We start from the raw sequence: 26,927 nt of genomic DNA on the forward strand, positions 1-26,927 counted from the left end.
GCGGTCGCGCGCTCGGCGGTCGGGGCTGTCGGTGGGGGCGGCTAGCCTTTTCACGTGTCCGCGCGTGCGTCCGTACTGAGCGATCCCGAGCAGCTCAAAGAGCTCCTCGGGATCCCCTTCACGCCCGAACAGATGGCCTGCGTCACCGCCCCGGCCGCCCCGCAGGTCGTCGTCGCCGGCGCCGGATCCGGCAAGACCACCGTCATGGCCGCCCGCGTGGTCTGGCTCGTCGGCACCGGCGCCGTCGCACCCGAGCAGGTCCTCGGCCTCACCTTCACCAACAAGGCCGCCGGGGAACTGTCCGAGCGCGTACGGGGCGCCCTGGCCCGGGCCGGCATCACCGACCCGGACCCCTCCCCGGCCGACGCCGCGGCCGTCGGCGGCGAGCCGCGCATCTCCACGTACCACGCCTTCGCCGGCCAGCTCCTCAAGGACCACGGCCTGCGCATCGGCCTGGAGCCGAGCTCCCGGCTCCTCGCCGACGCCACCCGCTTCCAGCTCGCCGCGAAGGTGCTGCGCGACGCCCCCGGCCCGTACCCCTCGCTCACCAAGTCCGTTCCCGACCTGGTCGGAGACCTCCTCGCGCTCGACGCCGAGCTCTCCGAGCACCTGGTCGGCCCCGACGCCCTGCGCGCCCACGACACCGAGCTCCTGGACACCCTCGCCGGTACCAGGCTCACCAACGAGGACCTGCGCAAGGTCCCCGAGGCCGTGCGCGGCCGCCTCGAACTGCTGGAGCTCGTCGGCCGCTACCGGGCCGCCAAACGCTCCCGCGACCTCTTCGACTTCAGCGACCAGATAGCCCTCTCCGCACAGCTCGCCACCACCCGGCCCGAGGTGGGCGCGCTGCTGCGCGAGGAGTTCCGGGTGGTCCTCCTCGACGAGTACCAGGACACCTCGGTCGCACAGCGCCTGCTGCTGTCCGGCCTGTTCGGCGCGGGCACCGGCCACGCCGTGACCGCCGTCGGCGACCCCTGCCAGGCGATCTACGGCTGGCGCGGGGCCTCCGTGGCCAACCTCGACGACTTCCCCGAGCACTTCCCGCACGCCGACGGCACCCCCGCCACCCGGCTCTCGCTCAGCGAGAACCGGCGCAGCGGCGGCCGCCTCCTGGACCTCGCCAACGGGCTCGCCGCCCCGCTGCGGGACATGCACGAAGGCGTGGAGGCGCTGCGCCCCGCGCCGGGGGCGGAGGGCGCGGGCCAGGTCCGCGTCGCCCTGTTGGAGACTCACGCCCAGGAGCTCGACTGGCTCGCCGACTCCGTCGCCCACTTGGTGCGCACGGGCACGGAGCCGCGCGAGATCGCCGTCCTGTGCCGGTCCGCCGGGGACTTCGCGCAGATCCAGGCCGTGCTCGTGGACCGGGACGTGCCGGTGGAGGTCGTCGGCCTGTCCGGGCTGCTGCACCTGCCCGAGGTCGCCGACCTCGTGGCCGTCTGCGAGGTCCTCCAGGACCCGGGCGCCAACGCCTCCCTCGTCCGGCTCCTCATCGGCCCGCGCTGGCGGATCGGCGCGCGCGACCTGGCCCTGCTGGGCCGCCGGGCGCGGCTCCTGGTGGGCCGCGCGGCCCCCGACGGGGCGGACCCGGACGAGCGGCTCGCGGCGGCCGTGGAAGGCGTGGACCCGGCGGAGATCGTGTCCCTGGCCGACGCCCTGGAGACCTTCCTCGACGGCGGCGGACAGACCCCGGATGACCTCCCTTTCTCCGCCGAGGCCCGGGTCCGCTTCGCGCACCTCGCGCAAGAGCTGCGTGACCTGCGGCGTTCCCTCGCCGACCCGCTGATGGACGTCCTGCACCGGGTGCTGTCCACCACCGGGCTGGAGGTGGAGCTGTCCGCGTCCCCCCACGCGCTGGCGGCCCGCCGGCGCGAGACCCTGTCGAACTTCATGGACGTCGCGGCCGGTTTCGCCGCGCTCGACGGGGAGGCCACGCTGCTGGCCTTCCTGGCGTTCCTGCGCACGGCCGCCCAGTACGAGAAGGGCCTCGACCACGCCCTGCCCGGCGGCGAGAACACCGTGAAGGTCCTCACCGCCCACAAGTCCAAGGGCCTGGAGTGGGACGTGGTGGTGGTCCCGGACCTGTGCGCGGGGTCCTTCCCTAAAGAGAAGCCGCCGGAGGCCTGGACCTCGTACGCGAAGGTCCTTCCCTACGCGCTGCGCGGCGACGCCTCCACCCTGCCGGCGGACCCGGCCTGGACCTCGGCCGGCCTGAAGTCCTTCAAGGCCGCCCTCAAGCACCACAAGTCGGTGGAGGAGCTCCGCCTCGGCTATGTGACCTTCACCCGCCCGCGGTCCCTGCTGCTGGTCTCGGGCCACTGGTGGGGCCCGACCCAGAAGAAGCGCCGCGGCCCGTCGCAGTTCCTGCAGGCCCTCTACGAGCACTGCGCGGCCGGCTTCGGCGAGATCGAGGCCTGGGCCGACGAGCCCGAGCCGACCGCGGAGAACCCGGCCCTCGCGGGCGAGTCCGCGGCCGACCACTCCTGGCCGCTGCCGCTCGACCCGCACTCCCTCACCCTGCGCCGTGCGGCGGCCGCCCTGGTCGAGTCCTACCTGGCCGCCCCGCCGCCGCAGGAGGACGCCTACCTCTGGCCCCCGGACTGCGAAGACCCGTCCTACGACACCGAACCCTGGCTCCCGGACCCCGACCTCCTCTGGTCCGGCGGGCCCGGCGAGCCCGAGCCCGACCACTGGCCCGAGGGCCGCGACGGCCTCTGGGCCGAAGCCGACCGGCCCACGGGCCCGAGCCCCCGCGCCGTTGCCGTACCCCAGCCGCGCGACGCACGCCCCGCCACCCCGCCGACACACCCCGGCGCCCGCGAGGCAGACCCGGCGGCGGAGCCGCAGGGTGATCCGTACGCCGTGCCGCAGGACGGGTGGGCCGACGAGGCCTGGGCGGCGGAGCCCGGCGTGCGCGGGGCCGACGCGGCGCCCGAGCCGCGCTCCGGCGCGCGCAGGCCCGCCTCTTCTGCCGCCGACCCGCAGGGTGATCCGTACGCCGTGCCGCAGGACGGGTGGGCCGACGAGGCCTGGGCGGCGGAGCCCGGCGTGCGCGGTGCCGACGCGGCGGCCGAGCCGCGCTCCGGCGCGCGCAGGCCCGCCCCTGCGGCCGACCCGCAGGGTGATCCGTACGCCGTGCCGCAGGACGGGTGGGCCGACGAGGCCTGGGCGGCGGAGCCCGGCGTGCGCGGGGCCGACGCGGCGGCCGAGCCGCGCTCCGGCGCGCGCAGGCCCGCCTCTTCTGCCGCCGACCCGCAGGGTGATCCGTACGCCGTGCCGCAGGACGGGTGGGCCGACGAGGCCTGGGCGGCGGAGCCCGGCGCCCGCAGGGCCGACCCGGCGGCCGAGCCGCGCCTCCCGGGGGCCGACCTCGCCGGAGGCGGCCCGCTCGCGCCTGAGGAGGCGCGGACCATCGCCTCCTGGGACCGGGACCTCGACGCTCTGGAGGGCGAGCTCCGCCGGGCCCGCGCGGCCGTCCGCGACGTGGTGCTGCCCTCCGCCCTCTCCGCCAGCCAGCTGCTCCGGCTCGCCGCCGACGAGCAGGGCTTCGCACGCGACCTCGCCCGCCCCATGCCCAAGCCCCCGCAGCCCGCGGCCCGCCAGGGCACCCGCTTCCACGCCTGGGTCGAGTCCCGCTTCGACGAGCTCCCGCTCCCCTTCCTCGACGTCCTCGACCCCGTCGCCGACCTCCCCGGCGCCGACACCGGCTTCGCCGCCGGCCAGGACATCGCGGACGAGGCCGACCTCGCCGACCTCAAGGCCGCCTTCGAGCGCAGCCCGTACGCCGACCGCCCGCCCCACCGCATGGAGGCCCCGGTCCAGCTCACCCTCGCCGGCCGCGTCATCCGCGGCCGGATCGACGCCGTCTACCGGACCACCGACGAGAACGGCGTCGACAGCTACGAGATCGTCGACTGGAAGACCGGCCGGACCACCGAGGCCGATCCGCTCCAGCTCGCCGTCTACCGCCTGGCCTGGGCCGAGGCCACGAACACCCCGCTCGACCGGGTCACCGCCGCCTTCCTGCACGTCCGCAGCGGCCGGGTGATCCGCCCCCGCAACCTCCCCGGCAGGGCCCGTCTTGAGCGGATCCTCCAAGGCGAATCGGGCCCCGACGGTGACCACCCGGCGGACGGCTAGGCTCGGGGCATGAGCGACCCCCAGCCGGACAGCGTCGTCCGCACGTACATCGACACCCACCGCGCCGCGTTCCTCGACGACCTGGCCGAGTGGCTGCGCATCCCCTCCGTCTCGGCCCAGCCCGAGCACGCGGACGACGTACGCCGCAGCGCCGAATGGCTCGCGGCGAAGCTCAAGGAGACCGGGTTCCCGGTCGCCGAGGTCTGGGAGACCGACGGCGCCCCCGCCGTGCACGCCCACTGGCCGAGCGAGGACCCCGGCGCCCCGACCGTCCTCGTGTACGGCCACCACGACGTGCAGCCCGCCGCCGTGGCCGACGGCTGGCACACCGACCCGTTCGAGCCGGTGGTCCGAGGCGGCCGCATGTACGCGCGGGGCGCCGCCGACGACAAGGGCCAGGTGTTCTTCCACACCCTGGGCGTACGGGCCCACCTGGCGGCCACCGGCGCCGCCGCCCCCGCCGTGCACCTCAAGCTCCTCATCGAGGGCGAGGAGGAGTCCGGCTCCCCGCACTTCCGCGAGCTCGTCGAGACCCGCGCCGCCGAACTCGCCGCCGACGTCGTGATCGTCTCCGACACCGGCATGTGGTCCGAGACCACCCCCACCGTCTGCACCGGCATGCGCGGCGTCGCCGACTGCGAGATCGACCTGCACGGTCCCGACCAGGACATCCACTCCGGCGCGTTCGGCGGGGCCGTGCCCAACCCGGCCACCGCCGCCGCCCGCCTGGTCGCCGCCCTGCACGACGCCGACGGCCGGGTCACCGTCCCCGGCTTCTACGACGGCATCGCCGAACTCACCGACGCGGAGCGCGCGCTCATCGCCGAGCTGCCCTTCGACGAGTCCGAGTGGCTGCGCACGGCCAAGTCCCACGCGGCCGCCGGCGAGGCCGGGTACTCCACCCTGGAGCGCGTCTGGGCCCGCCCGACGGCCGAGGTCAACGGCATCGGCGGCGGCTACCAGGGCCCCGGCGGGAAGACCATCGTCCCGTCCTCCGCCCATGTGAAGCTGTCGTTCCGGCTGGTGTCCGGACAGGACCCGTACGAGATCGAGGCCGCCGTCAAGGACTGGGTCGCCGCCCGGATCCCGGACGGGATCCGCCACTCCATCACCTTCGGCGCACCGACCCGCCCGTGCCTGACCCCGCTGGGCCACCCGGCCCTGCAGTCCGTCGTACGGTCCATGGGCCGCGCCTTCGGCCAGAAGATCCGCTTCACCCGCGAGGGCGGCTCCGGACCCGCGGCCGACCTCCAGGACGTCCTGGACGCGCCCGTCCTCTTCCTCGGCATCTCGGTACCGTCGGACGGCTGGCACGCGCCGAACGAGAAGGTCGAGCTGGACCTGCTGCTCAAGGGCGTCGAAACGGCCGCCTACCTCTGGGGTGACCTGGCCGCCGCCCACCGCACGCCCCGCACACCCGCCTGACCCCGCACACCCGCCCGACCCGGCGCACACACCTGTCGTACCGAGCCTGCCTGTCCCACCACCGGGGGAGATGGAAGTACCAGTGAGCACCCATACCGAGCGACCTCTCTCGCTCACCGCGCCCAGCGGTATCGACCGTGCCGCGCACCACCGCCTCGACGAGGCATGGCTGGCCGCCGCCTGGAGCCACCCGACGACCCGTGTCTTCGTCGTCTCCGGGGGCCAGGTCCTGATCGACGACACCCCCGACGGCGGCACCGGCATCGTCATGACCCCGGCCTTCGAGGCTCCGGTCACCGAGACCCACCGCTACTTCCTGGGCACCGACGAGGACGGCGTACGGTACTTCGCGCTGCAGAAGGACGCCCTGCCCGGCCGCATGGACCAGTCGGCCCGCCCGGCCGGCCTGCGCGAGGCCGGACTGCTGCTGAACGACCGCGACGCCGGGCTGATGGTCAACGCCGTGGCACTGGAGAACTGGCAGCGGATGCACCGCTTCTGCTCCCGCTGCGGAGAGCGCACGGTGGTCGCGGCCGCCGGCCACATCCGGCGCTGCCCGGGCTGCGGCGCCGAGCACTACCCGCGCACCGACCCGGCCGTGATCATGCTGGTCACCGACGAGCACGACCGCGCGCTGCTGGGCCGCCAGGTGCACTGGCCGGAGGGCCGCTTCTCGACCCTCGCAGGGTTCGTGGAGCCGGGCGAGTCGATAGAGCAGTCCGTCGTCCGCGAGGTGTGGGAGGAGGCCGGCGTCAGGGTCGGCCGGGTCGAGTACGTGGCCAGCCAGCCGTGGCCGTTCCCGTACAGCCTGATGCTGGGCTTCAACGCCCGCGCCACCAGCTCCGAGATCACCGTGGACGGCGAGGAGATCCAGGAGGCCCGCTGGTTCTCCCGCGACGAGCTGCGCGCGGCGTTCGCGTCGGGCGAGGTGCTGCCCCCGTCGGGCATCTCCATCGCGGCCCGGCTGGTCGAGCTCTGGTACGGCGAGCCGCTGCCGAAGTCCGCGGCGTGACGTCCGTCACCCCGCGGACGCGGAAGGCCCCCGCCCGGCAGGGACGGGGGCCTTCCGCGGGCGGGGGAGCCCGCTCAGACGGCGAGCGCCTGCTTGACCTGGGCCAGGCTCGGGTTCGTCATGACGGACTCGTTGCCGGCGGCGGACTTCACGAGCACGGTGGGCACCGTCTGGTTCCCGCCGTTGGCCTTCTCGACGAACGCCGCGGACTCCGGGTCGAGCTCGATGTTGATCTCGTTGTACGCGATGCCTTCCCGGTCCAGCTGCGTCTTCAGCCGACGGCAGTAGCCGCACCAGGTCGTGCTGTACATCGTGACGGTGCCCGTGTCCTGCATGCTGCGCTCTCCTTCGTGAAGGCTCGGTGGTCCGAAGACTCGAACGTACGCGACCGCAGGGCCATTCCCGTACGTGCGCATCCGCACCTCCGGTGTGACCGATATGACGAATCCGCACCGCCTGTGGACGGACTTCCCGCCCGGCGCACACGACCTGGCAGCATGTTGGAGTGACAGCAGCAACGCACTCCTCCTCCTTCTCCGCCGCCGCAGACTCGGCCGACGCGGTGCTCCTGGGCCTCGACCCGGAGCAGCGCGAGGTCGCGACGACCCTGCGCGGACCGGTGTGCGTGCTGGCCGGCGCCGGTACGGGCAAGACCCGGGCGATCACCCACCGCATCGCCTACGGCGTCCGGACCGGGCAGCTCATGCCGGCCAGCGTGCTCGCCGTCACCTTCACCAACCGGGCCGCCGGCGAGATGCGCGGCCGGCTGCGCTCGCTCGGCGCGGAAGGGGTCCAGGCCCGGACCTTCCACTCCGCCGCCCTGCGCCAGCTCCAGTACTTCTGGCCCCGGGCCGTCGGCGGGGAGGTGCCCCGGCTGCTGGAACGCAAGATCCAGTTCGTCGCGGAGGCCGGCGCGCGCTGCCGCATCCGTCTCGACCGCGGGGAGCTGCGCGACGTCACCGGTGAGATCGAGTGGGCCAAGGTCACCCAGACGGTGCCCGCCGACTATCCGGCGGCCGCTCGCAAGGCGGGCCGCGAGGCCCCGCGGGACATGGCCGAGATCGCCCAGATCTACGGGACGTACGAGCAGCTCAAGCGCGACCGCGGAATGATCGACTTCGAGGACGTGCTGCTCCTGACCGTCGGCATCCTCCAGGACCGCCACGACATCGCCGAGCAGATCCGCGCCCAGTACCAGCACTTCGTCGTCGACGAGTACCAGGACGTCAGCCCGCTCCAGCAGCGGCTGCTGGAGCTGTGGCTCGGTGAGCGCGACAGCCTCTGCGTCGTCGGTGACGCCAGCCAGACCATCTACTCCTTCACCGGCGCCACCCCCGACCACCTGCTGAACTTCCGCACGCGCTACCCGCAGGCCAGCGTGGTCAAGCTGGTCCGCGACTACCGCTCCACGCCCCAGGTGGTGCACCTCGCCAACGGGCTCCTGAACCAGGCCAAGGGGCGGGCCGCCGAGCACCGTCTCGAGCTCGTCTCCCAGCGTGAGGGCGGCCCCGACCCGGTCTACGCCGAGTACGCGGACGAGCCCGCCGAGGCCGAGGGGGTCGCCCGCCGGATCCGTGACCTGATCGCCGCGGGCGTCCCCGCCGGTGAGATCGCCGTGCTCTTCCGCATCAACGCCCAGTCCGAGGTCTACGAGCAGGCCCTCGCCGACGCCGGGGTTCCGTATCAGCTCCGCGGGGCCGAGCGGTTCTTCGAGCGCCAGGAGGTCCAGAAGGCCCTCCTCGCGCTGCGCGGAACGGCCCGTTCCGGCGGGAACGACCCGCTGCTCGAGGACCTCGTCGGCCTGGGCTCCCAGGTCCGGGCGGTGCTCAGCTCCATCGGCTGGACCACCGAGCCGCCCGCCGGCTCCGGCGCCGTGCGCGACCAGTGGGAATCGGTGGCCGCGCTCGTCCGGCTCGCCGAGGACTTCGCCCGCGGCCGGCCCGCGGCCACCCTGGCGGACCTCGTGGTCGAGCTGGACGAGCGCAAGGCGGCCCAGCACGCCCCGACCGTCCAGGGGGTCACCCTGGCCTCGCTGCACGCGGCGAAGGGCCTGGAGTGGGACGCCGTCTTCCTCGTCGGCCTCACCGACGGCATGCTGCCGATCACCTACGCCAAGACCGACGACCAGGTCGAGGAGGAGCGGCGGCTGCTCTACGTGGGCGTCACCCGGGCCCGGCTGCACCTGACGCTCTCCTGGGCCCTCTCCCGCGCCCCCGGGGGAAGGGCCTCCCGGCGCCCCAGCCGCTTCCTGAACGGCCTGCGACCGGGCTCCGCCGCCCCGAGCCGGCCCGGCTCCGCGGGCGAGCGGGTGGCGCGGCCGCGCCGCCGCCGCGGCCCGGCGCTGTGCCGGGTCTGCGGCAGGACGCTGACCGAGGCCGGCGAGCTGAAGCTGATGCGCTGCGAGGACTGCCCCTCCGACATGGACGCGGGTCTCTACGAGCGGCTGCGGGAGTGGCGTGCCGCACAGGCGGATCGGCAGGGCCTGCCCGCCTACTGCGTCTTCACGGACAAGACCTTGACGGCGATCGCGGAGGCCTCGCCCTCCGAGGCCGAGGAGCTCTCGATGATCTCCGGGGTGGGCCGGCGCAAGTTCGACCGGTACGGAGCCGATGTGCTGGCCATCTGTGCAGGTCAGGAGCCTGGGGGCGAGGATCCTGACGACGCGTAGAAAATCGTCGGAAAAATAGTTTGCACATGCCCAGCGAAGACCCATAGGTTCTTAGCAACGGAAACGGTGGCTTCTCCGAAGCCCTGGTTCCGTGCTGTACTTATCCGAATACGCATGGGACAGGCCCTCGGGCCGGGTCCCCGAGACGCCGAGAGGAGGCGAGACCAGTGACCAGCTTCATGACCTTCACCGAAATGACCGATCGCTCGGTCGATGCTTCCTGCCTGCTCGGTTCCGTCTCCGCTCTGGGTACGGGTGCGTCCGCGATTTCCGCCGGCCGTCCCGCCACCCTTCTCGCGACCCTCGCGGTCAGCGAGCGCAATGAGCGACCGACCCAGGCACCGGTGGCAGTACTGGCAGCAGAAGCACAGGCGCACGGCGCCTATGGATTTGCCGCCGCGGCCGGTGCCGGATCCCTGAAGAAGCAGACGAAGCAGCAGCACCACCTGATGTGGGCCTTCCGTGGGCTCGAACCCTGGAGTGATCCAGCCTGATCGCATGATCAGGCCGGCGCCTTCAGGGCCGCGGAACCCCACCCGGGATCCGCGGCCCTTCTGTTTGTCCCCGACCGGGGGCGACGACAGAGAAGGGGCCTCGGGACTGGCAGAACCAGGTACCAGCCGAACCCGGCCGACCGGCCGGAACGACTAGCCGAACAAGACGAGGAAGAAACCACCGTGCAACTCGAAGCGCACGCCCCGTCCGTACCGCAGACCCAAACGATCTCCCCGCCCGCAGTCCCGGAGGACCACACCTTGACCCCGCTCACCGCGCTGACCGCGCTCGACGACGCCATCGAGAACCTCGGCGTCCCGGTTCCCTGCCGCACCTTCGACCCCGAGGTCTTCTTCGCCGAGTCCCCGGCCGACGTCGAGTACGCCAAGTCCCTCTGCCGGACCTGCCCGCTGGTCGAGGCCTGCCTCGCCGGAGCGGTCGAGCGCCGCGAGCCCTGGGGTGTCTGGGGTGGCGAGCTCTTCGTCCAGGGTGTCGTCGTAGCCCGCAAGCGGCCCCGTGGCCGTCCGCGCAAGAACCCGGTTGTCTCGGCATGACCGCCACCGGAACCATCGACCGCCCCCTGACGCACGACCCCCTGAAGCAGGCCCTCATGACCGCCCACACCACGAGCGAGCAGCCCCACGGCGCCGCCCACGCAGACTTCATCACCGCCGGCGCGATCACCTCGCGTCAGAACAGGACCCGCGAAATGCAACTCATCCCAGAAGCCCTGGCTCGCGCCCATATGAACGACCGCATGCGAGAGGCCGACGCCGAGCGTCACGCCCTCCGCCTGGTCGCCGCCCGCCGCATGCAGCGGCGAGCCGAGCGCGTCTCGCTGCGCGCCCGGCGCGCACTGGCCATGGCCGTCATGCACTAAGAGGTCACGCTCCAGGAACTGGATGCAGCCTCCCGGGGGACCGGTCCGTTCGGACCGGTCCCCCGGTGCGTTGCGTGGGCCCGCGCACCCCGGCGGAGGTACCGTCTGGAGGTGGACCAGCCGACTCCCCAGCCCGACCCGTCGGGATCCGAGGCCCAGCCCGTCGTCGTCTGCGCGCGCTGCGGCACACAGTCCCCCGGCGGAGCCCCGCCCACCTGGACCTGTTCGGTGGAGAACGGGACCAGAGAGTACTTCTGCGTCGAATGCGCCCGCGCCAACCTCCGGGCGATCGAAGGCAGGCTCGACTCATCCTGGTGGTGACGGCCGGTGGTACGGCCGGTGGTGACGGCCCGGGCCGTCACTCTTCCGACGCGAACCCGGGCAGCCAGGTGTCCAGTTCGTCGCGCAGCCGCACCGTCGCGCCCAGCTGGCACAGCACTCCGATGGTGCTCAGCGTCACCCGGTGGATCAGCAGGTACGAGGGCGGCAGGTTGATCTGCCGGCCCAACTGGTGTGCGGGGGAGCGGGGATCGGCGATCCGCGCCGCCTGGCCGCGCAGCCACGGCCGGGTGAAGGTGAACTCCTCGGCCTCGGCGGGCTCGATGATCGGCTTCAGATAGTCCAGCACGGCATCCGGGTCCAGCTCGACGGACTCCCGCACGAACCCCTCGGCGCACAGATGGCCGTAGACCCCTTCGGCGTCGCCGTCCAGCGTCATCCGCAGGGACCGGCCGATGGGCCTCGGCCAGCCCCCGGGCAGCCGGTCGACCGTGCCGAAGTCCAGTACGCCCAGCCGCATCCGGCCGTCCGCCCCCGGTATCAGCCGGAAGTTGCCCGGGTGCGGATCCGCGTGCAGCAGACCCGTCCGCGCGGGACCGGAGAAGAGGAACCGGGCCAGCAGCTGTCCGGCGCGGTCGCGTTCCTCCTCGGAGCCGTCGGCGATCACCTCCGACAGCGGGGTCCCGTCCATCCACTCGGTCACCAGCACCTGGTCGCCCTGGTGCACCACGTCCGGGACGATCACGTCCGGATCGTCCACGAAGGCGTCCGCATGGGTCCGCTGGGCCTCGGCCTCCAGCTCGTAGTCGAGCTCCTCCGACACCCGGTCGCGCAACTCCTTGATCAGCGGCTTGAGCTCCATACCGGGAACCAGCGGTCCCAGCAGCCCCGCGAACCGGCCCAGTTGCTTCAGGTCCGACAGCAACGCCTCACCGGCCCCCGGGTACTGGACCTTCACCGCCACCTGCCGGCCGTCGTGCCACACCGCCCGGTGCACCTGCCCGATCGAGGCCGCCGCGGCAGGCTTGTCCTCGAACTCCTCGAACAGGTCCCGCCAGTCCGCCCCCAGCCGCTCCGCCAGCACCTGGTGCACCGTCCCCGCGGGCAGCGGCGGGGCCGCCTCCTGGAGCTTGGTCAGCGCCGCCCGGTAGGGCCCCGCGACCTCCTCGGGCAGAGCCGACTCGAAGACCGACAGGGCCTGCCCGAACTTCATGGCACCGCCCTTCAGTTCCCCGAGGGTGCGGAACAACTGCTCGGCGGTGCGCTGCTGGAGCTCGCGCGCCACGATCTCCGCGGACTTGCCCCCGATCCGCTTGCCCAGCCCCCAGGTGACCCGGCCCGCGATGCCGAGCGGCAGCGCGGCCAGCTTGACGGTACGGGTGACCGCCTTCCGGGGAAGATCAGACATGAGCCCCTCCAATTCCCAGACAGCTGCGCCGCCCGCGGCGGTTCGGCTGAAACCCCTCGGTCCCCGAGCATCCTGTCACGGCCCTCCCGGCGGGTTGCCGCCCGATCCGCTCCCCGGGGCCCGCCCCGCCGCCCGGAGCGGTTCCGCGGGCTCCGAGGCCGCCCCGCAGGGACAGCCGGGGTGGGGGCGAAGCGGAGCCGGCTCCCAGTGCAGAGTGGGCAGGGCCGCCTCCCAGCGCGAGCCCGTGGAGGCGGGCAGCTGCCCGTCGAGGAAGGCGAGTGCGTGGGCCGCGGCCAGCCCGGCCACCGCCGTGGACAGACCCAGGTCGCAGGCGGCGCTCCCACGGCGGCGGTGGGACGAGCGCCACTGCACGAGCATCCTCGGCCAGGCCGGGTCCCGGTCCACGCGGTCGCGCTCCATGCACCCGGCGCACGCCGTCGTGCCCGGCAGCACCAGCGGCCCCACCAGACCCGTCCCCTCCAACACCCCCGCGTACAGGTGCGGAATGCCCGAGGCGACCCAGTCGGCGGCGGTGTCCGGATCCGGGGCCCAGGCCTGCAGCCCGTCCCGCGGCGCGACCACCACCAGGGACAGCCCTGGCTCCGTCCCCTCCTCCTCCCCGGCCCGCGGGCCGGCCCCCGGGGCCGCGGAACGGACCGCTCCCGCCGCGGCCTCCGCCCGCATCCGGCCCACGCTCCCCGGTCCCAGTCCGCCCGGTGCCACATCGGCCGGCTCCACCCGGCCCCCGTCGAGCACCTCGACCCGCCCCACGCCCGCTCCCGCCAGCACCGTCGCGATCACGGTGCCCACCCGGCCGCTCCCGCGCACCCGGACCCGTATCGCCCGGCGCGCCGCGACCCCCCGCAGGTCCCCGCCGGGCTCCCGGTGTACCAGCGAGAGCGACCCCAGGTCCGGGCCCAGCCGCTCCAGGGTCTCCGGATGCCGGCGCAGGGCCTGCGCCCGCGGCCCGCCCGCCGTCGCGTCGTCGAGCAGACCGGCCCCCGCCAGCCGTCGGACCAGGGCGTCGGCGAGGCCGTCCGGCAGTCCCATCCTCGTGGCCTCCGCCCGCAGCAGCTCCATCCCCCGGGTCCCGTCCATCCGGTCGACGAGCGTGCCCGTCGCCGTGTCCACGGGCCCGAGCACCACCGCGTGCGCCGGCGTCACCCCGAACTGCACCGTCTGCAGATCCCGCCATGCCCGCGCCAGCGCCGGCTTCACCCTCGGAAACATGTCCGACCCCCCCTCGATATCCGTGCGGACCGCGCCGCCGTATTTCCCGCTCCCCGGCAACAGTGCCCCCCTGCCGGAATCCGTGCAGGAATTTGTCCACAGGCAGGAGGTATTCGGCATATGAGATGAAGAGGAATGCCGCTTCGGGCGCCGACCGCGAACCGCCCGTGTTCGAACGCCGGACGAGCGGGACTTCCGCCGCCGTCACCGGGTACCGTCGTGGCGTGTCCGCCGACCCACCGCCGCGCGCCGTCGAAGTCCGCCGGAGCGCGCGCCGCCGCAGGACCGTATCCGCCTACCGCGAGGGTGACCGTACGGTCGTCCTCATCCCTGCCCGGATGTCCGAGGCGGAGGAGCGGCGCTGGGTGGGTGTCATGCTCGACAAGCTGGCCGCCCAGGAGAGCAGACGCACCCTCGGGGACGCGGAACTCACCGAACGCGCCGAGCGTTTGTCCGAGCAGTACTTCGACGGCCGCGCCCGCCCCCGCTCGGTCCGCTGGGTCACCAACCAGAACACCCGCTGGGGCTCCTGCACCCCGGCCGAAGGCAGCATCCGGCTCTCGCACCGCCTCCAGGGCATGCCGGAGTACGTCGTCGACTACGTGCTCCTGCACGAGTTGGCCCACCTCCTCGTGCCCGGCCACGGCCCCCGCTTCTGGGAGCTGCTGGAGGCCTACCCGCGCACCGAGCGGGCCCGGGGCTACCTGGAGGGCGTGGTCGCGGCCGACCGCCTGCCGAAGGTGCCCGCCGCCCGCGAGGAATGACACACGCAGGCCGGCCGGACCCCCGTCGTGTCACACAGCGTGATGTGTACCGGGTTGGTACCGGCTTGGCCGGATGTCGGCAGATGCCGTTAGCCTGAGCGGCACGAATGCTCAGTCGGGATGGGGGACGTCGTAACGCATGGCAAGGGAATTCCAACGCGGCCACAAGGCCAAGGTCAGTGATCTCACAGCGGGCACCGATCTGTACGTAGGCGTCCAGATCGCCGGGCCCGGACTCACCTTCGACATCAGCTGTTTCGGACTCGACGCCAACGAGCAGCTCTCGGACGACCGTTACTTCGTCTTCTTCAATCAGCCGAAGTCACCGGAAGAGTCCATCCAGCTGCTCGGCGCGCAGTCCGGTGACACGGAATCCTTCCGGGTGACCCTGGACCGTGTCCCGGCGTCCATCCACAAGCTGTCCTTCACCGCCACGATCGACGGCGCCGGACAGATGTCGCAGATCGGCCCGGGTTACATCCGGATCGTGGCCGGCGGCGAAGAAGTCGTCCGGTACGCGTTCACCGGCGCGGAGTTCAGCACCGAGCGGGCCGTGATGCTCGGCGACTTCTACCTGAAGGACGTGTGGCGCTTCGCCGCCGTCGGCCAGGGCTTCGACGGCGGGCTGGACGCCCTGCTGAAGAACTTCGGCGGCGAGGTCGCCGAGGAGCAGGAGCAGCCGCAGCAGCAGGCCCCGGCGGCCGGCGCCCCCGGCTTCGCCCCGCCGCCGCAGGCGGCCGCCCCGGCTCCGGCGCCGTCCTTCGGCGCCCCCGCCCCGGCTCCGGCCCCGCAGGCCCCGGCTCCCGCCCCCTCCTTCGGCGCGCCCCCCGCGGCCCCCGCACCGGCCGCCCCCCAGCCGCCGCAGTACCCGCAGGCCCCGGCCCCCGCCCCGGTGCACGCCGCGCCCACCATGGCCGCGCCGATCGCCCCGCCGGCCCCCGCGCCGTACGGCCAGCCGCCGCAGCAGCCCTCGTACGGCCAGGTCCCGGGCCAGGTCCCCGGCCAGTACCCGGGCCAGGTGCCGCCGCCCGCCCCGGCCCCCGCCCCCTACGGCCAGCAGCCCGGCTACGGCCAGGTCCCGGGACAGCAGCCCGGCTACGCCCCGCAGGCCGCCGCCCCCGCGGCCGGCCTCGCCGCGGCGCTCCAGCCGTACAAGGAGGCCCCGACCGGCTCCCGCTGGACCCCGCAGAACCAGCAGCTCATGCGCGTGGACCTCTCGATGGGCGGCCAGGCCGTCCTCGCCCGCCAGGGCAGCATGGTCCTGTACCAGGGCAAGGTCGACTTCAGCTACAAGGGCGCCGGTTTCGCCGGCCGCATCGTCGGCAACGCCACCGGCCAGGAGATGCAGCTGATGCGCTGCACCGGCCGCGGCCAGGTCTTCCTCGCCGAGAACGGCGCGCACCTGCACGCCATCGAGCTCCAGGGCGACGCCATCTGCGTCTCCGCGGAGAACGTCCTCGCCTTCGACGAGTCCCTCCAGCACGAGGTCCGCCGGATCGAGGGCCACGGCATCCCCGGCGGCGCCCTGTTCACCATGCAGTTCCAGGGCACCGGCACGGTGATCGTCAAGACCCACGGCACCCCGGTCGTCCTGCCCGTCACCCCGACCACCTTCGCGGACAGCAACGCCATCGTGGCGTGGTCGGCCGCCTCGCAGGTGATCCTCTCCAGCCAGGTCCGGCTGCGGCGCAACGCCTACCCCGGCCACAGCGGGGAGACCGTGAACCTCCAGTTCCGCGGTGCTCCCGGCAACTTCATCGTCGTCCAGCCGTACGAGGTCTGAGGGAGCCCGACATGAACGCAATGAACCAGCAGCTCGCGGGCTTCGCCCCGACCCCCGTCACGGCCCGCATGGAGAACCACGGGCGGTCCATGCTCAAGGTCGCCATGCAGAGCGGCCAGGACCTCTTCGCCCGCACCGGCTCGATGGTCGCCTACGAGGGCTTCGTGCAGTACGAGCCCAACCCGCCGGCCGTCCGCCAGATGGCCTCGCAGTGGGCCACGGGCGAGGGCGCACCCCTGATGAAGTGCACCGGCGACGGCCTCCTCTACCTCGCCGACTACGGCGCCGACGTCGTCGTCATCAACCTCAACAACGACTCGCTCTCCGTCAACGGCACCAACCTGCTCGCCTTCGACGCGCACCTCCAGTGGGGCGTCGAGCGCGTCAAGGGCCTGGCGAAGTTCGCCGGCCAGGGCCTCTTCAACGTCGAGGTCGCCGGCACCGGCTGGGTCGCCCTGACCTCGCGCGGCACCCCGATCGTGGTCGACTGCGGCCGCGGCGAGGACGAGACGTACGTCGACCCCGACGCGCTCGTCGCCTGGTCGCCGAACCTGAAGGTCAAGGGCAAGCGCAGCTTCAAGGCCTCGTCGATGCTCGGCCGCGGCAGTGGAGAGGCCTACCAGATGGCCTTCTCAGGCCAGGGCATCGTCGTCGTACAGCCCAGCGAGGACAGCACCGACCGGCTCCGGGTCCGGGGCTGAGGGGGAGCGGACACATCATGCAGAGCGCACTTTTCGCCCACGCCGAGGCGCAGTCCCAGGACCGCTACACCGTCCAGAACCCGCAGCTGCTGCGGGTCTCGCTGACGGGCACCGACGACGTACTCGCCCGCAAGGGCGCGATGGTCGCCTACCAGGGGCTCATCGACTTCGACGGCGAGTACCAGACCTCGAGCCAGCGGGGCGCCCGCCGCCGCACCGGCGAGGGCCTGGACCTCATGCGCTGCTCCGGGCAGGGCACCGTCTACCTCGCCAACCTGGCCCAGTACGTCCACGTCGTGGACGTGGACCAGGAGGGCCTCACGGTCGACAGCAGCTACGTCCTGGCCCTGGACTCCACCCTGCACACCGAGGTCATCGCGGTGGACAGCCAGTACGGGATCTCCGGTTCCGGCAAGTACCAGCTCAACATCTCCGGCCGCGGCAAGGTCGCCCTGATGACCTCCGGGCAGCCGCTGATGATGCACGTCACGCCCGACAAGTACGTCAACGTCGACGCGGACGCCATCGTCGCCTGGTCCACCTCGCTGCGGGTGCAGATGCAGGCCCAGACGCACTCCAGCGGCGTCTGGCGGCGGCGCGGCAACACCGGCGAGGGCTGGGAGCTGAGCTTCCTCGGCACCGGCATCGCGCTGGTACAGCCCAGCGAGGCGCTGCCGCCGCAGAACGCCCAGGTCGGACAGGGCGTCGCCGCGCAGTTCGGCATGGGCCAGCACGGCTCCCACGCCCAGAACCAGAACAACGCCTGGAACTGATCCGGGACGGCGGAAGGGGCGGCCCCGTACGGGACCGCCCCTTCGTCATGCCCGGCCCGGCCGGCGGGCTCGGCCCGCCGGCTCAGCCCGTGGCGTCGAGCCGCGCCAGGGTCGCCTCCAGCAGCAGTACGACCGAGGTGTCGGCCACCGAGGCCACCTCCTCGTACGGGAACCAGCGCACGTCCAGGGACTCCTCGCTGACCTCCGCCACCGCGCCGGCCGGGGCCAGCGCCGCGTACTGCACGTCCAGGTGCCAGTTGCAGGGCGCCGGGATGGGGTGCCGGTCCAGCCGCACCGGGCCGCCGGGCACCAGGGTCAGACCGTGCTCGATGCCGGACTCCTCGCGGGCCTCGCGCAGGGCCACCTCCGCCATCGTCGTGTCACCGGGCTCGCAGTGGCCGCCCATCTGCAGCCACATGCCCAGCTTCTTGTGCAGGGTCAGCAGCACCCGCTTCCCCACCGGGTCGATCACGAGCGCGCTGCCCGTGACGTGCCCCGCAGTGCAGGGCTTGTAGACCCCGTCCGGGTGGGAGGCCAGGTGCTCCAGGTACAGGTCGCGCAGCTCGGTCTGGTCCTCGTAGTCCTTCAGGACCAGGACCGCGTCGTCGTGGAGGCTCACTTCTTCTCTTCGCCCTCGCCGTCGCCCTGCTGCTCACGCTTCTCGGCGGCCTCGCCGAGCATCTTGTCGATCTCGGAGAAGTCCAGCTGCTCGCGGTGCACGAAGCCGTCCGGGTCGTCCAGGTCGGATGCCGTCGGCAGCATGTCCGGGTGCTCCCACAGCCCGTCGCGGCCGTCCACACCGCGCGCGTCGGTCAGCGACGCCCACAGGCGGGAGGCGTCGCGCAGCCGGCGCGGACGCAGCTCCAGACCGATCAGCGTCGCGAAGGTCTGCTCCGCCGGGCCGCCCGAGGCGCGCCGCCGGCGCATGGTCTCGCGCATCGCGTCCGCCGAGGTCAGCCGCGGCTTGGCGGCCTCGTGCACCACCGCGTCGACCCAGCCCTCGACCAGCGCGAGCGCCGTCTCCAGACGGGCCAGGGCGGCCTTCTGCTCGGGGGTGTCCTGCGGCTGGAACATGCCGCCCTGCAGGGCCTCCTGCAGCTGCTCCGGGTTGGACGGGTCCAGCTGCCCGACCACGTCCTCCAGCTTCGAGGTGTCCACCTTGATGCCGCGGGCGTAGCCCTCGACGGCCCCGAACAGGTGCGAACGCAGCCACGGCACGTGCGCGAACAGGCGGGCGTGCGCCGCCTCGCGCAGCGCCAGGTACAGCCGTACCTCGTCCGAGGGCACTCCCAGGTCCTTGCCGAAGCCCTCGATGTTCAGCGGGAGCAGCGCGGCCTTGCCCGCCGGACCCAGGGGCAGCCCGATGTCGGTCGAGCCGACGACCTCGCCGGCCAGGACACCGACGGCCTGCCCGATCTGCTGGCCGAACATGGCCCCGCCCATGGAGCGCATCATGCCGAGCAGCGGGCCCGCCATGGCCTGCATCTCCTCCGGCAGCACGCCGCCCATGGCCGCGCCGACGCGCTCGGCGACCGGGTCGACGAGCTCCTTCCACACCGGCAGGGTGGCCTCGACCCACTCGGCCCGGCTCCACGCCACGGCCGTGGTGGCACCCGACGGCAGCGAGGTCACGCCGTCCAGCCAGTGGTCGGCCAGGCGCACGGCCTCCTCGACGGCCGACTTCTCGGCGATGCCGACGCTGGTGTCCTTCACGCCGTCCGCCGTGCCCTGCGCGACGGTCTGGCGCGCGATGTCCTTGGCCATGTCCCAGTTCACGGGACCGCCCTCGTAGCTGAGCATCTGGCCGAGCTGCTGGAAGGCCGCGCCGAGGTCGTTCGGGTTCATCGAACCGAACATCGCGGCGAACGGGTTGTCCGCGCCGCCGGGGCCGCCCGGGCCGCCGAGGCCGCCGGGCAGGCCCATACCGGGGAACCCGAACGGATTCGGGCCGCCCTGACCGCCCTGGTTGCCCTTCTTCTTGCCTTCGTCGCCGTTGTCCGGCTCCTCCGGCGGAAGGCCGAATCCGAATGGGGTGTCGCTCACGGGTTTCCTCGGCTCGTAGGGCCGCCGGCGGGTACCGGCGGGCAATGGTCCGACAACACCACCCAGCGTAGACACCGCGGCCCGCATCCGGGCTCGGTGCTCCGCCGACTCCTGGGCTGCGGCAGGATGGACATCACCTGGTGGGTACGCGTCACGGCGCGTCCCTACTGAAGACAACCGCTGGAGACGCCCGGTGAGTTCCCCAGATCCGCACGTTTCGGATAAGCGCAGCCGCGCGACGCAGGACGACGACCGCCCCGAGCAGGGTGACGGCGCCCCCGGCGTTCGCCAGCCGCGAAACCCGGACGGGCCCCGTCGGCCCAGCCCCGTGATCGCCGTGACCGGCGCCGCCTCGGGCGTCGGCGCGGCCCTCGTGAGCCGCCTCGCCGCCTCCGACGAGGTCAAGCAGGTCGTCGCCATCGACGAGCGGCGCGGGGACTGCGCGGCCGCGCAGTGGCACGTGCTCGACGTACGCGACCCCGCGATCGCCGAGAAGCTGCGCGGCGCCGACGTCGTGGTCCACCTCGCCCTGGACCTCGACCTGGAGACGGACCCGGCGGCCCGTACGGCGTACAACGTGCGCGGGACCCAGACCGTCCTCACGGCAGCCGCCGCGGCCGGCGTCCACCGGGTCGTGCTCTGCACGTCCGCGATGGTCTACGGGGCCCTGCCCGACAACGACATCCCGCTGTCGGAGGACTCCGAACTGCGCGCCACCGCCGAGGCGACCGGCGTCGGGGACCTGCTGGAGATCGAGCGCCTCGGCCGCCGGGCACCCCGCGCCCACCCCGGGCTCAACGTCACCGTGGTCCGCCCCGCGGTCCTGGTCGGCGGCACCGACACCGCCCTGACCCGCTACTTCGAGTCCCCGCGCCTGCTCGTCGTCGCGGGATCCCGTCCCACCTGGCAGTTCTGCCACGTGGAGGACCTGGTCAGCGCCCTGGAGTACGCGGCCCTGGAGAAGGTCGAGGGCGAGCTGGCCGTGGGCTGCGAGGGGTGGCTGGAGCAGGAGGAGGTCGAGGAGCTGAGCGGCATCCGCCGCATGGAGCTGCCCTCGGCGGTGGCGCTGGGCGCCGCGGCCCGTCTGCACCGGATCGGCCTGACCCCGTCCCCGGCCGGCGACCTCGCGTACACGATGCACCCGTGGGTGGTCAGCGTCAGCGGCCTGCACGCGGCGGGCTGGCGGCCGCGCTGGACCAACGAGGAGGTCCTCGCCGAGCTCCTCCAGGAGGTCGCGGGCCGCCACACGGTCGCGGGCCGCCGGCTGGGCCGCAGGGACGCCGCCACGGCCGCCGGCGCGGCGGGCGCGACGGTGGCCCTGCTGGGCGCGGCGGCGGCGGTCCGGCTGGCCCGCAAGCGCCGCGGGATCTGATCCCGCGGCGCCGGATCCTGTAGGAGGCTCCCAAGGCGGGGGCCGCGGGCCGGGCGAATCAGCTATTTCGCCGGGTCGGCGGCTAGGGCACGATGGACGGTATGGCACCGCACTTCGACCACCCCGGCGAGCAGGCTGCGCAGGACCCGGTCCGGCTGCTCGAGATCCGTGACACGCCGCTCTCGATCGACGAGGTCTTCCGGGCCGTCGGCGACGACGCCACGGGCGGGACGACGCTCTTCGTCGGCACGGTGCGCAACCACGACGGCGGGGCGGACGTCGAGTCGCTCGGCTACTCCTGCCACCCGACGGCGGAGGCCGAGATGCGCCGGGTCGCCGAGCGCGTCGTGGCGAAGTACCCGGTCCGCGCGCTGGCCGCGGTGCACCGCGTGGGCGACCTCGCCGTCGGTGACCTCGCCGTGGTCGTCGCGGTCTCCTGCCCGCACCGCGGGGAGGCCTTCGAGGCCTGCCGGATGCTGATCGACGACCTCAAGCACGAGGTCCCCATCTGGAAGCACCAGACCTTCGCCGACGGCTCGGAGGAGTGGGTCGGCGCCTGCTGACGCGCGGCGCGCTCACCGGCGGCCCCGGCGGCCCCGGAGGCGCCCCGGCGCCGAACTGCGCGAGGGGGACCGTGGGGCAGGGGGCCTTCGAGGACGGCTCGCAGGAGTGGGCCGGCGCCTGCCGACGGCTGTGGTCCGGACGGGCCGACCCCGGTCTCGGGGCGGCGTCGGCCGGCGGGTAGCCTCACACCCGTTCGGCCGCGCAACACGCCCTCGATTTGCGTAACCCCCCCACGGGCACGAGCGTTGAAGCCACCAACGGAACGTACTTCGGGGTAGGGAGGCACGCCCATGGCATCTCTGGCGTGGTTGCTGATTCCGCTGTTCGCCGCGATCGGCGCGGCGATATGGGGCAGCTGGGCGGCACGTGACCGCACGCAGGGGGACATATCCGAGCTCGCGGGATACGCACGGTTCCGTGAAGCCATGGGCAACGGCCAGGGTCATGGCAGTGCCGATCAGGTCCGGGCCAAGGCCGAGGCCAACTCCGCCTCCGACGCCGTCTGACGTCGTCCGACGCCGCCCGAACCGGCGCGGGGCGCCCGCCCCGCTCGCTCCCCACCCGCGCTCCGCACCGCGCACCCGTGAGAATCCGCTGAGAGTTTCGCGCACGGACCCCGTACGGACCGGCCCCGAGGGCCGCTCGCCGGGGCCGTCCCGTACTGTCGGATCCATGCCACGCCGCACCGCGACGATGCTCGCCTCCACCCTGGTGCTGTTCGCGCTGCTCTGCGCGGGGGTGTTCATCAAGGTCCCGTACTCCGAGATGAGCCCCGGACCGACCGTGAACACGCTCGGGGACTCGCACGGCGAGCCCGTTCTCAACATCTCGGGGCGCAAGACGTATCCGACCAGCGGTCACCTCAACATGACGACGGTCCGCGTCACGGGCGCCGACTACGACATGAACCTGGTGGAGGCCGTCTACGGCTGGCTGGCCGGCGACAACATCGTCGTACCGCACGAGAACCTCTACCCGAACGGCAAGACCGACGCGGAGTCCACGCAGGAGAACGCCGAGGAGTTCAGCCAGTCGCAGCAGAGCGCCAAGGTCGCGGCCCTCAAGCAGCTCGGCATCCCGGTCACCGCCCGGGTGATCGTCGCCTCCGTGGTCAAGGACAGCCCCTCCGAGGGCCGGCTGCACGCCGGTGACGTGGTCAAGGCCGTCGACGGCGCCCCCGTCACCGCCCCCGAGGACGTGGCCAAGCTCGTCACGAAGCACAAGCCCGGCGAACCGGTCGAATTCACCATCATTCCCGCCGCCGACGTCGCCGCGGCCGCCAAGGCGGGCCGCGAGCCCTCCGGCACCTCCAAGGTCACGATCACCGCGGGCAAGGCGGAGGGCGACGGCCGTGCCATCGTCGGCATCCGGGCCGGCAGCGACCACACCTTCCCGTTCACGATCGACATCAAGCTCGCCGACGTCGGCGGTCCGAGCGCCGGGCTGATGTTCGCCCTCGGCATCGTCGACAAGCTGACCCCCGAGGACCTGACCGGCGGGAAGTTCATCGCCGGAACCGGCACCATCGACGACGCCGGCAAGGTCGGTCCCATCGGCGGCATCCAGATGAAGACCATCGGGGCCCGCCAGGCCGGCGCGGAGTACTTCCTGACGCCCGCCGACAACTGCGCCTCCGCCGCCTCCAACGTGCCGGACGGGCTGACGCTGGTGAAGGTCTCCACCATTGAGGACGCCACGAAGTCGCTGGAGAAGATCCGCAAGGGGGACACGGCCGGGCTGCCGCAGTGCAGCGCCAGGCCCTGACCGGTCCGCCCCCCGGTCCGCTAGGCGAAGGTGGCGGCCAGGGCCTCGGCGAGACCCGGGACCAGACCCCCGCCGGTGAGGACCTCCGTCGAGGAGTCCTTCTCCCGCAGCCGTACGGCGGACTCGCGCGAGCCGTCGCGCAGCACGGCCACGGTGATCCGGACCTCCTGCCGCTCCGGGTGCCCGGCGACCCACTTCGACAGCTGCTTGTCGCTCAGCCCCTCCGGTACGGAGGCCTCCGCGGACGGCGGCAGCATCAGGCGCTCGACGGTCAGCGCACACCCGACGACGGCGTCGGGCCAGGCGATGGTGCCCAGGAACTTGTCGAGCGGGGTCCCGGACGGGACGGTGTCCTGCTCGATCGGGGTGAGGGAGCTCTTGCCGGCGTCGTCCGTGTCGAGGCCGAGCTGGGAGGCCAGGCGCGGCTCCTGCTTCTTGAGCCGGGCGGTGTCGACCAGCGCGAACAGCCGCGCGGGCTTGTCCCAGCCGAGGCCGGCCGCGTACTCGTCGATCTCGAGACAGGCGCGGGTCAGCGGGCTGGCCGCCATGGGTGTGCCGGGGGAAGGCGAAACGTTGGACATGGACAACATCCTGCCTCCTTTCCGTCCCATACCGGGAACTGACCGGAGCCTGCGTAAGTTGCATGAATGGGCTCTACGATCGGGGGTCCGTTCAATACCAGTACTCAGCGACTTTCGAGGTGCGCACCTTGGCTTTCCAGATGCCGGACCGCGGCGGAGGCCCTTCCGGGCCACGGATGAGAGTCGGACGCCCCTCCCGGCGTGCTCGCACTCTCCTCATGACCTTGGGCGTGCTCGCGGTCCTGGGAATGCTTTTCATCATGTTCGCGGGCTTCTGGACGGACTGGCTCTGGTTCCGCTCCGTGAAGTACTCCACCGTCTTCACCACCACGCTGTGGACCAAGATCGGGCTCTTCGCCGTCTTCGGTCTGCTGATGGCGGGTGCGGTCGGGCTGAACATCTGGCTGGCGCACCGGCTGCGGCCGCCGCTCAGCGCGATGTCGATGGAGCAGCAGAGCCTCGATCGCTACCGGATGAGCATCGCCCCGTACAAGAAGTGGCTGCTCCTGGGCATCTCGGTGCTCGTCGGACTGATCGCCGGAGCCTCGGCGGCCGGCCAGTGGAAGACCTGGCTCATGTACGTGAACGGGGTGCCCTTCGGCACGAAGGACCCCCAGTTCCGCATGGACGTGTCCTTCTACACCTTCGACCTGCCCTGGTACCGCTTCCTGCTCGGCTTCGGCTTCGCCGCCGTCGTCCTGTCGGTGATCGCCGCGACCGTCGTGCACTACCTGTACGGCGGACTGCGCGTCACCAGCCCGGGCGCGCGGGCCACCGCGGCCGCGACCGGGCACCTCTCGGTGCTGCTCGGCCTCTTCGTGACGCTCAAGGCGGTCGCCTACTGGCTCGACCGGTACGGGCTCGCCGTGAAGTCCAGTGACTTCAAGGCCTCAGACAACTGGACGGGCCTGCGGTACGTCGACGCGAACGCCTACCTGCCGGCGAAGACGATCCTCGTGGCCATCGCCGCGATCTGCGCCGTGCTGTTCTTCGCGACGCTGTGGCGCCGCACCTGGCAGCTGCCGGTGATCGGCTTCGGCCTGATGGTGCTCTCGGCGATCCTGATCGGCGGGCTCTACCCGGCGATCGTCCAGAAGTTCCAGGTCCAGCCGAACGAGCAGGCCAAGGAATCCCCGTACGTCCAGAAGAACATCAAGGCCACGCGCGACGCCTACGGGATCGCCGGGGCCGAGGTCAAGGACTACCCGGGCGTGCCGCAGACCGAGGACCGCACCAAGCTGCGGTCCGCCGCCGACACCACGGCCAGCCTGCGCCTCCTCGACCCGAACATCGTCTCGCCGGCCTTCCAGCAGCTGCAGCAGGTCAAGGGCTACTACGCCTTCCCGTCCACGCTGGCCGTCGACCGGTACAGCGGTCAGGACACGGTGATCGGGCTGCGCGAGCTGAACATCGGCGGCATCCCGAAGAACAACTGGATCAACGACCACTTCAAGTACACGCACGGCTACGGCGTGGTCGCGGCCAAGGGCACCACCGTCAAGGACGGCGCTCCCGACTTCACCCAGTCCGACCTCCCCTCCAAGGGGATGTTCGGCACGAACTTCGAGCAGCGCATCTACTACGGCGAGCAGACGAAGCAGTACTCGATCGTCGGCGGCCCGCAGAAGGAGCTCGACTACTCCGACGACAAGGGTGAGAAGGAGACCAGCTACCAGGGCGACTCCGGCGTCAACCTCGCCAACCCGGTCAACCGGGCCGCCTACGCGCTGACCTTCAGCGAGCCGCAGATCCTCTACTCGGGCGCCATCGGCGAGGGCTCGCGGATCCTCTACAACCGCACGCCCAAGCAGCGCGTCGAGGCCGTCGCGCCGTGGCTGACGATCGACGGGGCCCCGTACCCGGCGGTGATCGACGGCCGGATCAAGTGGATCGTCGACGCCTACACGACGACCAACGGCTACCCGTACGCCTCGCGCACCACGCTGGGCCAGAGCACCGCGGACTCCCTCACCAACAGCCAGCGCGCGGTGGTGGCCCAGGAGAACCAGGTCAACTACATCCGCAACTCGGTGAAGGCCACCGTCGACGCGTACGACGGCTCCGTCGACCTGTACCAGTGGGACACCCAGGACCCGGTCCTGAAGACCTGGATGAAGGCCTTCCCGGGCACGGTGAAGCCCAAGGGCGAGATCGCCAAGCCGCTCATGGACCACCTCCGCTACCCGCAGGACCTCTTCAAGGTCCAGCGCGAGCTGCTGACCCGGTACCACGTCACGGACCCGCAGACCTTCCTGAGCGGCAGTGAGGCCTGGGCCGTCCCGGACGACCCGACGACCAAGGCCGGCACGGCGGTTCCGCCGTACTACCTGTCGATGAAGATGCCGGACCAGAAGGAGAAGGACCAGGTCTTCTCGCTCACCACGACGTTCACGCCGAACGAGCGGCCCAACCTCAGTGCCTTCATGGCGGTCAACGCCGATCCCGGCACCCCGGACTACGGCAAGATCCGCATCCTGAAGATGCCGACCAGCAAGCCGCCGGAGGGCCCCGGCCAGGTGCAGAGCAAGTTCCAGTCGGAGCCGAAGATCGCCGAATCCATCCGCCTGCTGCGCGGTGGCGACTCGGAGATCGAGTACGGCAACCTGCTCGCGGTGCCGCTCGACGGCGGGATGCTCTACGTCGAGCCGGTCTACGTCCGCAGCTCCGGCCTCAAGTACCCGCTGCTGCGCAAGGTGCTGGTGACCTACGGCAACCAGACCGCCTTCGAGGACACCCTGGAGAAGGCGCTGAACGTGGTCTTCGGGGCCGAGGCCCCGACCACGCCGGTGCCGCCGGCGCAGCCGCCGGGCGAGGGCACCGTCACGCCCCCGACCAACCAGGACCCGACGGTCAAGGCGGCCCTCTCCGACGCCCAGAAGGCGATCGAGGAGGCCGAGAAGGCCAGGCAGGCCGGTGACTGGGCGGCCTTCGGCAAGGCCCAGGACGACATCAAGGCCGCGCTGAAGAGGGCGATCGAGGCCGAGGCGAAGGCCACGCCCCCTCCGTCGGGCGGCTGATGATCAAAGGGTGAGGGCTCCGTCCCGCGTC

23 protein-coding genes are annotated in these 26,927 nt (G+C 72.5%); 17 read left to right on the forward strand and 6 right to left on the reverse strand.

Going from position 1 to position 26,927, the window contains the following annotated elements; translation table 11 throughout:
• Positions 1–54: 54 nt before the first annotated feature.
• The 3 genes from NRK68_RS22525 to nudC all read left to right on the forward strand — a co-directional run bounded on the left by NRK68_RS22525 (position 55) and on the right by nudC (position 6,574).
• Entirely contained in the window at positions 55–4,137 is a 4,083-nt protein-coding gene (locus tag NRK68_RS22525; RefSeq protein WP_257856548.1) for a UvrD-helicase domain-containing protein, read from the forward strand.
• Positions 4,138–4,146: 9 nt separating this feature from the next.
• Positions 4,147–5,562, forward strand: coding sequence for a dipeptidase (locus tag NRK68_RS22530; protein WP_257856549.1), 1,416 nt, complete (start codon positions 4,147–4,149; stop codon positions 5,560–5,562).
• Between the two features lie 70 nt (positions 5,563–5,632).
• On the forward strand, positions 5,633–6,574 hold the full coding sequence (gene nudC, locus NRK68_RS22535; protein WP_183067221.1) for an NAD(+) diphosphatase: 942 nt from the start codon (positions 5,633–5,635) through the stop codon (positions 6,572–6,574).
• A 74-nt stretch (positions 6,575–6,648) separates the two neighbouring features.
• Here nudC and NRK68_RS22540 read toward each other — a convergent pair whose 3' ends face one another.
• On the reverse strand, positions 6,649–6,909 hold the full coding sequence (locus NRK68_RS22540) for a mycoredoxin (protein ID WP_030772737.1): 261 nt from the start codon (positions 6,907–6,909) through the stop codon (positions 6,649–6,651).
• Positions 6,910–7,079: 170 nt separating this feature from the next.
• Between NRK68_RS22540 and NRK68_RS22545 the strand changes: the two genes are divergently transcribed.
• From NRK68_RS22545 to NRK68_RS22565, 5 genes are all read left to right on the forward strand, one after another.
• The gene (locus NRK68_RS22545; RefSeq protein ID WP_183067222.1) at positions 7,080–9,242 is read left to right on the forward strand and encodes an ATP-dependent DNA helicase UvrD2; all 2,163 of its coding nucleotides are present in this window, start codon (positions 7,080–7,082) and stop codon (positions 9,240–9,242) included.
• A gap of 167 nt (positions 9,243–9,409) precedes the next feature.
• Positions 9,410–9,736 carry a hypothetical protein gene (locus NRK68_RS22550; RefSeq protein ID WP_373023634.1) on the forward strand — a complete coding sequence of 109 codons (327 nt, stop codon included), beginning with the start codon at positions 9,410–9,412 and terminating at the stop codon, positions 9,734–9,736.
• Between the two features lie 183 nt (positions 9,737–9,919).
• A complete protein-coding gene (locus tag NRK68_RS22555) occupies positions 9,920–10,291 on the forward strand; it encodes a WhiB family transcriptional regulator (protein ID WP_030029453.1) in 372 nt (123 codons plus the stop codon).
• Positions 10,288–10,617, forward strand: coding sequence for a putative WhiB-interacting protein (locus NRK68_RS22560; protein ID WP_183067223.1), 330 nt, complete (start codon positions 10,288–10,290; stop codon positions 10,615–10,617). Before NRK68_RS22555 ends, NRK68_RS22560 begins: the two co-directional genes overlap by 4 nt.
• Positions 10,618–10,728: 111 nt before the next feature.
• Positions 10,729–10,938: an ADP-ribosylation factor GTPase-activating family protein gene (locus NRK68_RS22565; RefSeq protein ID WP_030962492.1), complete on the forward strand. Its 210-nt coding sequence runs from the start codon at positions 10,729–10,731 to the stop codon at positions 10,936–10,938.
• A 37-nt stretch (positions 10,939–10,975) separates the two neighbouring features.
• Here the strand turns inward: NRK68_RS22565 and NRK68_RS22570 are convergent, their stop codons facing one another.
• Positions 10,976–12,304, reverse strand: a complete 1,329-nt coding sequence (locus tag NRK68_RS22570; protein WP_183067224.1) for an ABC1 kinase family protein — start codon at positions 12,302–12,304, stop codon at positions 10,976–10,978.
• Between the two features lie 75 nt (positions 12,305–12,379).
• Positions 12,380–13,534: a TOMM precursor leader peptide-binding protein gene (locus NRK68_RS22575; RefSeq protein WP_257856553.1), complete on the reverse strand. Its 1,155-nt coding sequence runs from the start codon at positions 13,532–13,534 to the stop codon at positions 12,380–12,382.
• 125 nt (positions 13,535–13,659) lie between these two features.
• Here NRK68_RS22575 and NRK68_RS22580 point away from each other — a divergent pair, with 125 nt between their 5' ends.
• The 4 genes from NRK68_RS22580 to NRK68_RS22595 all read left to right on the forward strand — a co-directional run bounded on the left by NRK68_RS22580 (position 13,660) and on the right by NRK68_RS22595 (position 17,555).
• Positions 13,660–14,298, forward strand: a complete 639-nt coding sequence (locus NRK68_RS22580; protein ID WP_373023635.1) for a M48 metallopeptidase family protein — start codon at positions 13,660–13,662, stop codon at positions 14,296–14,298.
• Positions 14,299–14,437: 139 nt separating this feature from the next.
• A complete protein-coding gene (locus tag NRK68_RS22585; protein ID WP_257856554.1) occupies positions 14,438–16,081 on the forward strand; it encodes a TerD family protein in 1,644 nt (547 codons plus the stop codon).
• A gap of 20 nt (positions 16,082–16,101) precedes the next feature.
• Positions 16,102–16,782, forward strand: a complete 681-nt coding sequence (locus NRK68_RS22590) for an AIM24 family protein (RefSeq protein WP_030963531.1) — start codon at positions 16,102–16,104, stop codon at positions 16,780–16,782.
• A 17-nt stretch (positions 16,783–16,799) separates the two neighbouring features.
• Complete coding sequence (locus tag NRK68_RS22595; protein ID WP_257856555.1) at positions 16,800–17,555, forward strand: AIM24 family protein; 756 nt, start codon at positions 16,800–16,802, stop codon at positions 17,553–17,555.
• Between the two features lie 82 nt (positions 17,556–17,637).
• On the opposite strand, the gene NRK68_RS22600 is transcribed toward NRK68_RS22595, so the two are convergent.
• Together NRK68_RS22600 and NRK68_RS22605 are read right to left on the reverse strand one after the other, a co-directional pair.
• Positions 17,638–18,174, reverse strand: coding sequence for an NUDIX hydrolase (locus tag NRK68_RS22600; RefSeq protein WP_183067229.1), 537 nt, complete (start codon positions 18,172–18,174; stop codon positions 17,638–17,640).
• Positions 18,171–19,598, reverse strand: a complete 1,428-nt coding sequence (locus NRK68_RS22605; RefSeq protein ID WP_183067230.1) for a zinc-dependent metalloprotease — start codon at positions 19,596–19,598, stop codon at positions 18,171–18,173. The genes NRK68_RS22600 and NRK68_RS22605 overlap by 4 nt, the downstream gene beginning before the upstream one ends.
• Before the next feature lie 193 nt (positions 19,599–19,791).
• Here NRK68_RS22605 and NRK68_RS22610 point away from each other — a divergent pair, with 193 nt between their 5' ends.
• From NRK68_RS22610 to NRK68_RS22625, 4 genes are all read left to right on the forward strand, one after another.
• Positions 19,792–20,970, forward strand: a complete 1,179-nt coding sequence (locus NRK68_RS22610) for an SDR family oxidoreductase (RefSeq protein ID WP_079025510.1) — start codon at positions 19,792–19,794, stop codon at positions 20,968–20,970.
• Positions 20,971–21,071: 101 nt separating this feature from the next.
• Positions 21,072–21,533 carry a molybdenum cofactor biosynthesis protein MoaE gene (locus tag NRK68_RS22615; protein WP_183067231.1) on the forward strand — a complete coding sequence of 154 codons (462 nt, stop codon included), beginning with the start codon at positions 21,072–21,074 and terminating at the stop codon, positions 21,531–21,533.
• Positions 21,534–21,824: 291 nt separating this feature from the next.
• The gene (locus NRK68_RS22620; RefSeq protein ID WP_183067467.1) at positions 21,825–22,040 is read left to right on the forward strand and encodes a hypothetical protein; all 216 of its coding nucleotides are present in this window, start codon (positions 21,825–21,827) and stop codon (positions 22,038–22,040) included.
• Positions 22,041–22,206: 166 nt separating this feature from the next.
• Entirely contained in the window at positions 22,207–23,298 is a 1,092-nt protein-coding gene (locus NRK68_RS22625; protein WP_183067232.1) for a YlbL family protein, read from the forward strand.
• A gap of 20 nt (positions 23,299–23,318) precedes the next feature.
• Here NRK68_RS22625 and NRK68_RS22630 read toward each other — a convergent pair whose 3' ends face one another.
• Complete coding sequence (locus NRK68_RS22630) at positions 23,319–23,888, reverse strand: PPA1309 family protein (RefSeq protein ID WP_183067233.1); 570 nt, start codon at positions 23,886–23,888, stop codon at positions 23,319–23,321.
• Positions 23,889–24,019: 131 nt separating this feature from the next.
• On the opposite strand from NRK68_RS22630, the gene NRK68_RS22635 reads away from it, so the two are divergent.
• Entirely contained in the window at positions 24,020–26,896 is a 2,877-nt protein-coding gene (locus tag NRK68_RS22635) for a UPF0182 family membrane protein (RefSeq protein WP_220819137.1), read from the forward strand.
• Positions 26,897–26,927 lie beyond the last annotated feature (31 nt).

Source organism: Streptomyces yangpuensis (assembly GCF_024666385.1).
Lineage (GTDB): Bacteria > Actinomycetota > Actinomycetes > Streptomycetales > Streptomycetaceae > Streptomyces > Streptomyces yangpuensis.

Excerpts from the sequence above, each read along its gene's own strand:
- NRK68_RS22530 (WP_257856549.1), top strand. The coding sequence starts at position 4,147 with ATGAGCGACCCCCAGCCGGACAGCGTCGTCCGCACGTACATCGACACC.
- nudC (WP_183067221.1), top strand. The coding sequence starts at position 5,633 with ATGGAAGTACCAGTGAGCACCCATACCGAGCGACCTCTCTCGCTCACC.
- NRK68_RS22540 (WP_030772737.1), bottom strand. The coding sequence starts at position 6,909 with ATGCAGGACACGGGCACCGTCACGATGTACAGCACGACCTGGTGCGGC.
- NRK68_RS22560 (WP_183067223.1), top strand. The coding sequence starts at position 10,288 with ATGACCGCCACCGGAACCATCGACCGCCCCCTGACGCACGACCCCCTG.
- NRK68_RS22570 (WP_183067224.1), bottom strand. The coding sequence starts at position 12,304 with ATGTCTGATCTTCCCCGGAAGGCGGTCACCCGTACCGTCAAGCTGGCC.
- NRK68_RS22575 (WP_257856553.1), bottom strand. The coding sequence starts at position 13,534 with ATGTTTCCGAGGGTGAAGCCGGCGCTGGCGCGGGCATGGCGGGATCTG.
- NRK68_RS22580 (WP_373023635.1), top strand. The coding sequence starts at position 13,660 with ATGAAGAGGAATGCCGCTTCGGGCGCCGACCGCGAACCGCCCGTGTTC.
- NRK68_RS22585 (WP_257856554.1), top strand. The coding sequence starts at position 14,438 with ATGGCAAGGGAATTCCAACGCGGCCACAAGGCCAAGGTCAGTGATCTC.
- NRK68_RS22590 (WP_030963531.1), top strand. The coding sequence starts at position 16,102 with ATGAACCAGCAGCTCGCGGGCTTCGCCCCGACCCCCGTCACGGCCCGC.
- NRK68_RS22595 (WP_257856555.1), top strand. The coding sequence starts at position 16,800 with ATGCAGAGCGCACTTTTCGCCCACGCCGAGGCGCAGTCCCAGGACCGC.
- NRK68_RS22615 (WP_183067231.1), top strand. The coding sequence starts at position 21,072 with ATGGCACCGCACTTCGACCACCCCGGCGAGCAGGCTGCGCAGGACCCG.
- NRK68_RS22620 (WP_183067467.1), top strand. The coding sequence starts at position 21,825 with ATGGCATCTCTGGCGTGGTTGCTGATTCCGCTGTTCGCCGCGATCGGC.
- NRK68_RS22625 (WP_183067232.1), top strand. The coding sequence starts at position 22,207 with ATGCCACGCCGCACCGCGACGATGCTCGCCTCCACCCTGGTGCTGTTC.
- NRK68_RS22630 (WP_183067233.1), bottom strand. The coding sequence starts at position 23,888 with ATGTTGTCCATGTCCAACGTTTCGCCTTCCCCCGGCACACCCATGGCG.
- NRK68_RS22635 (WP_220819137.1), top strand. The coding sequence starts at position 24,020 with ATGCCGGACCGCGGCGGAGGCCCTTCCGGGCCACGGATGAGAGTCGGA.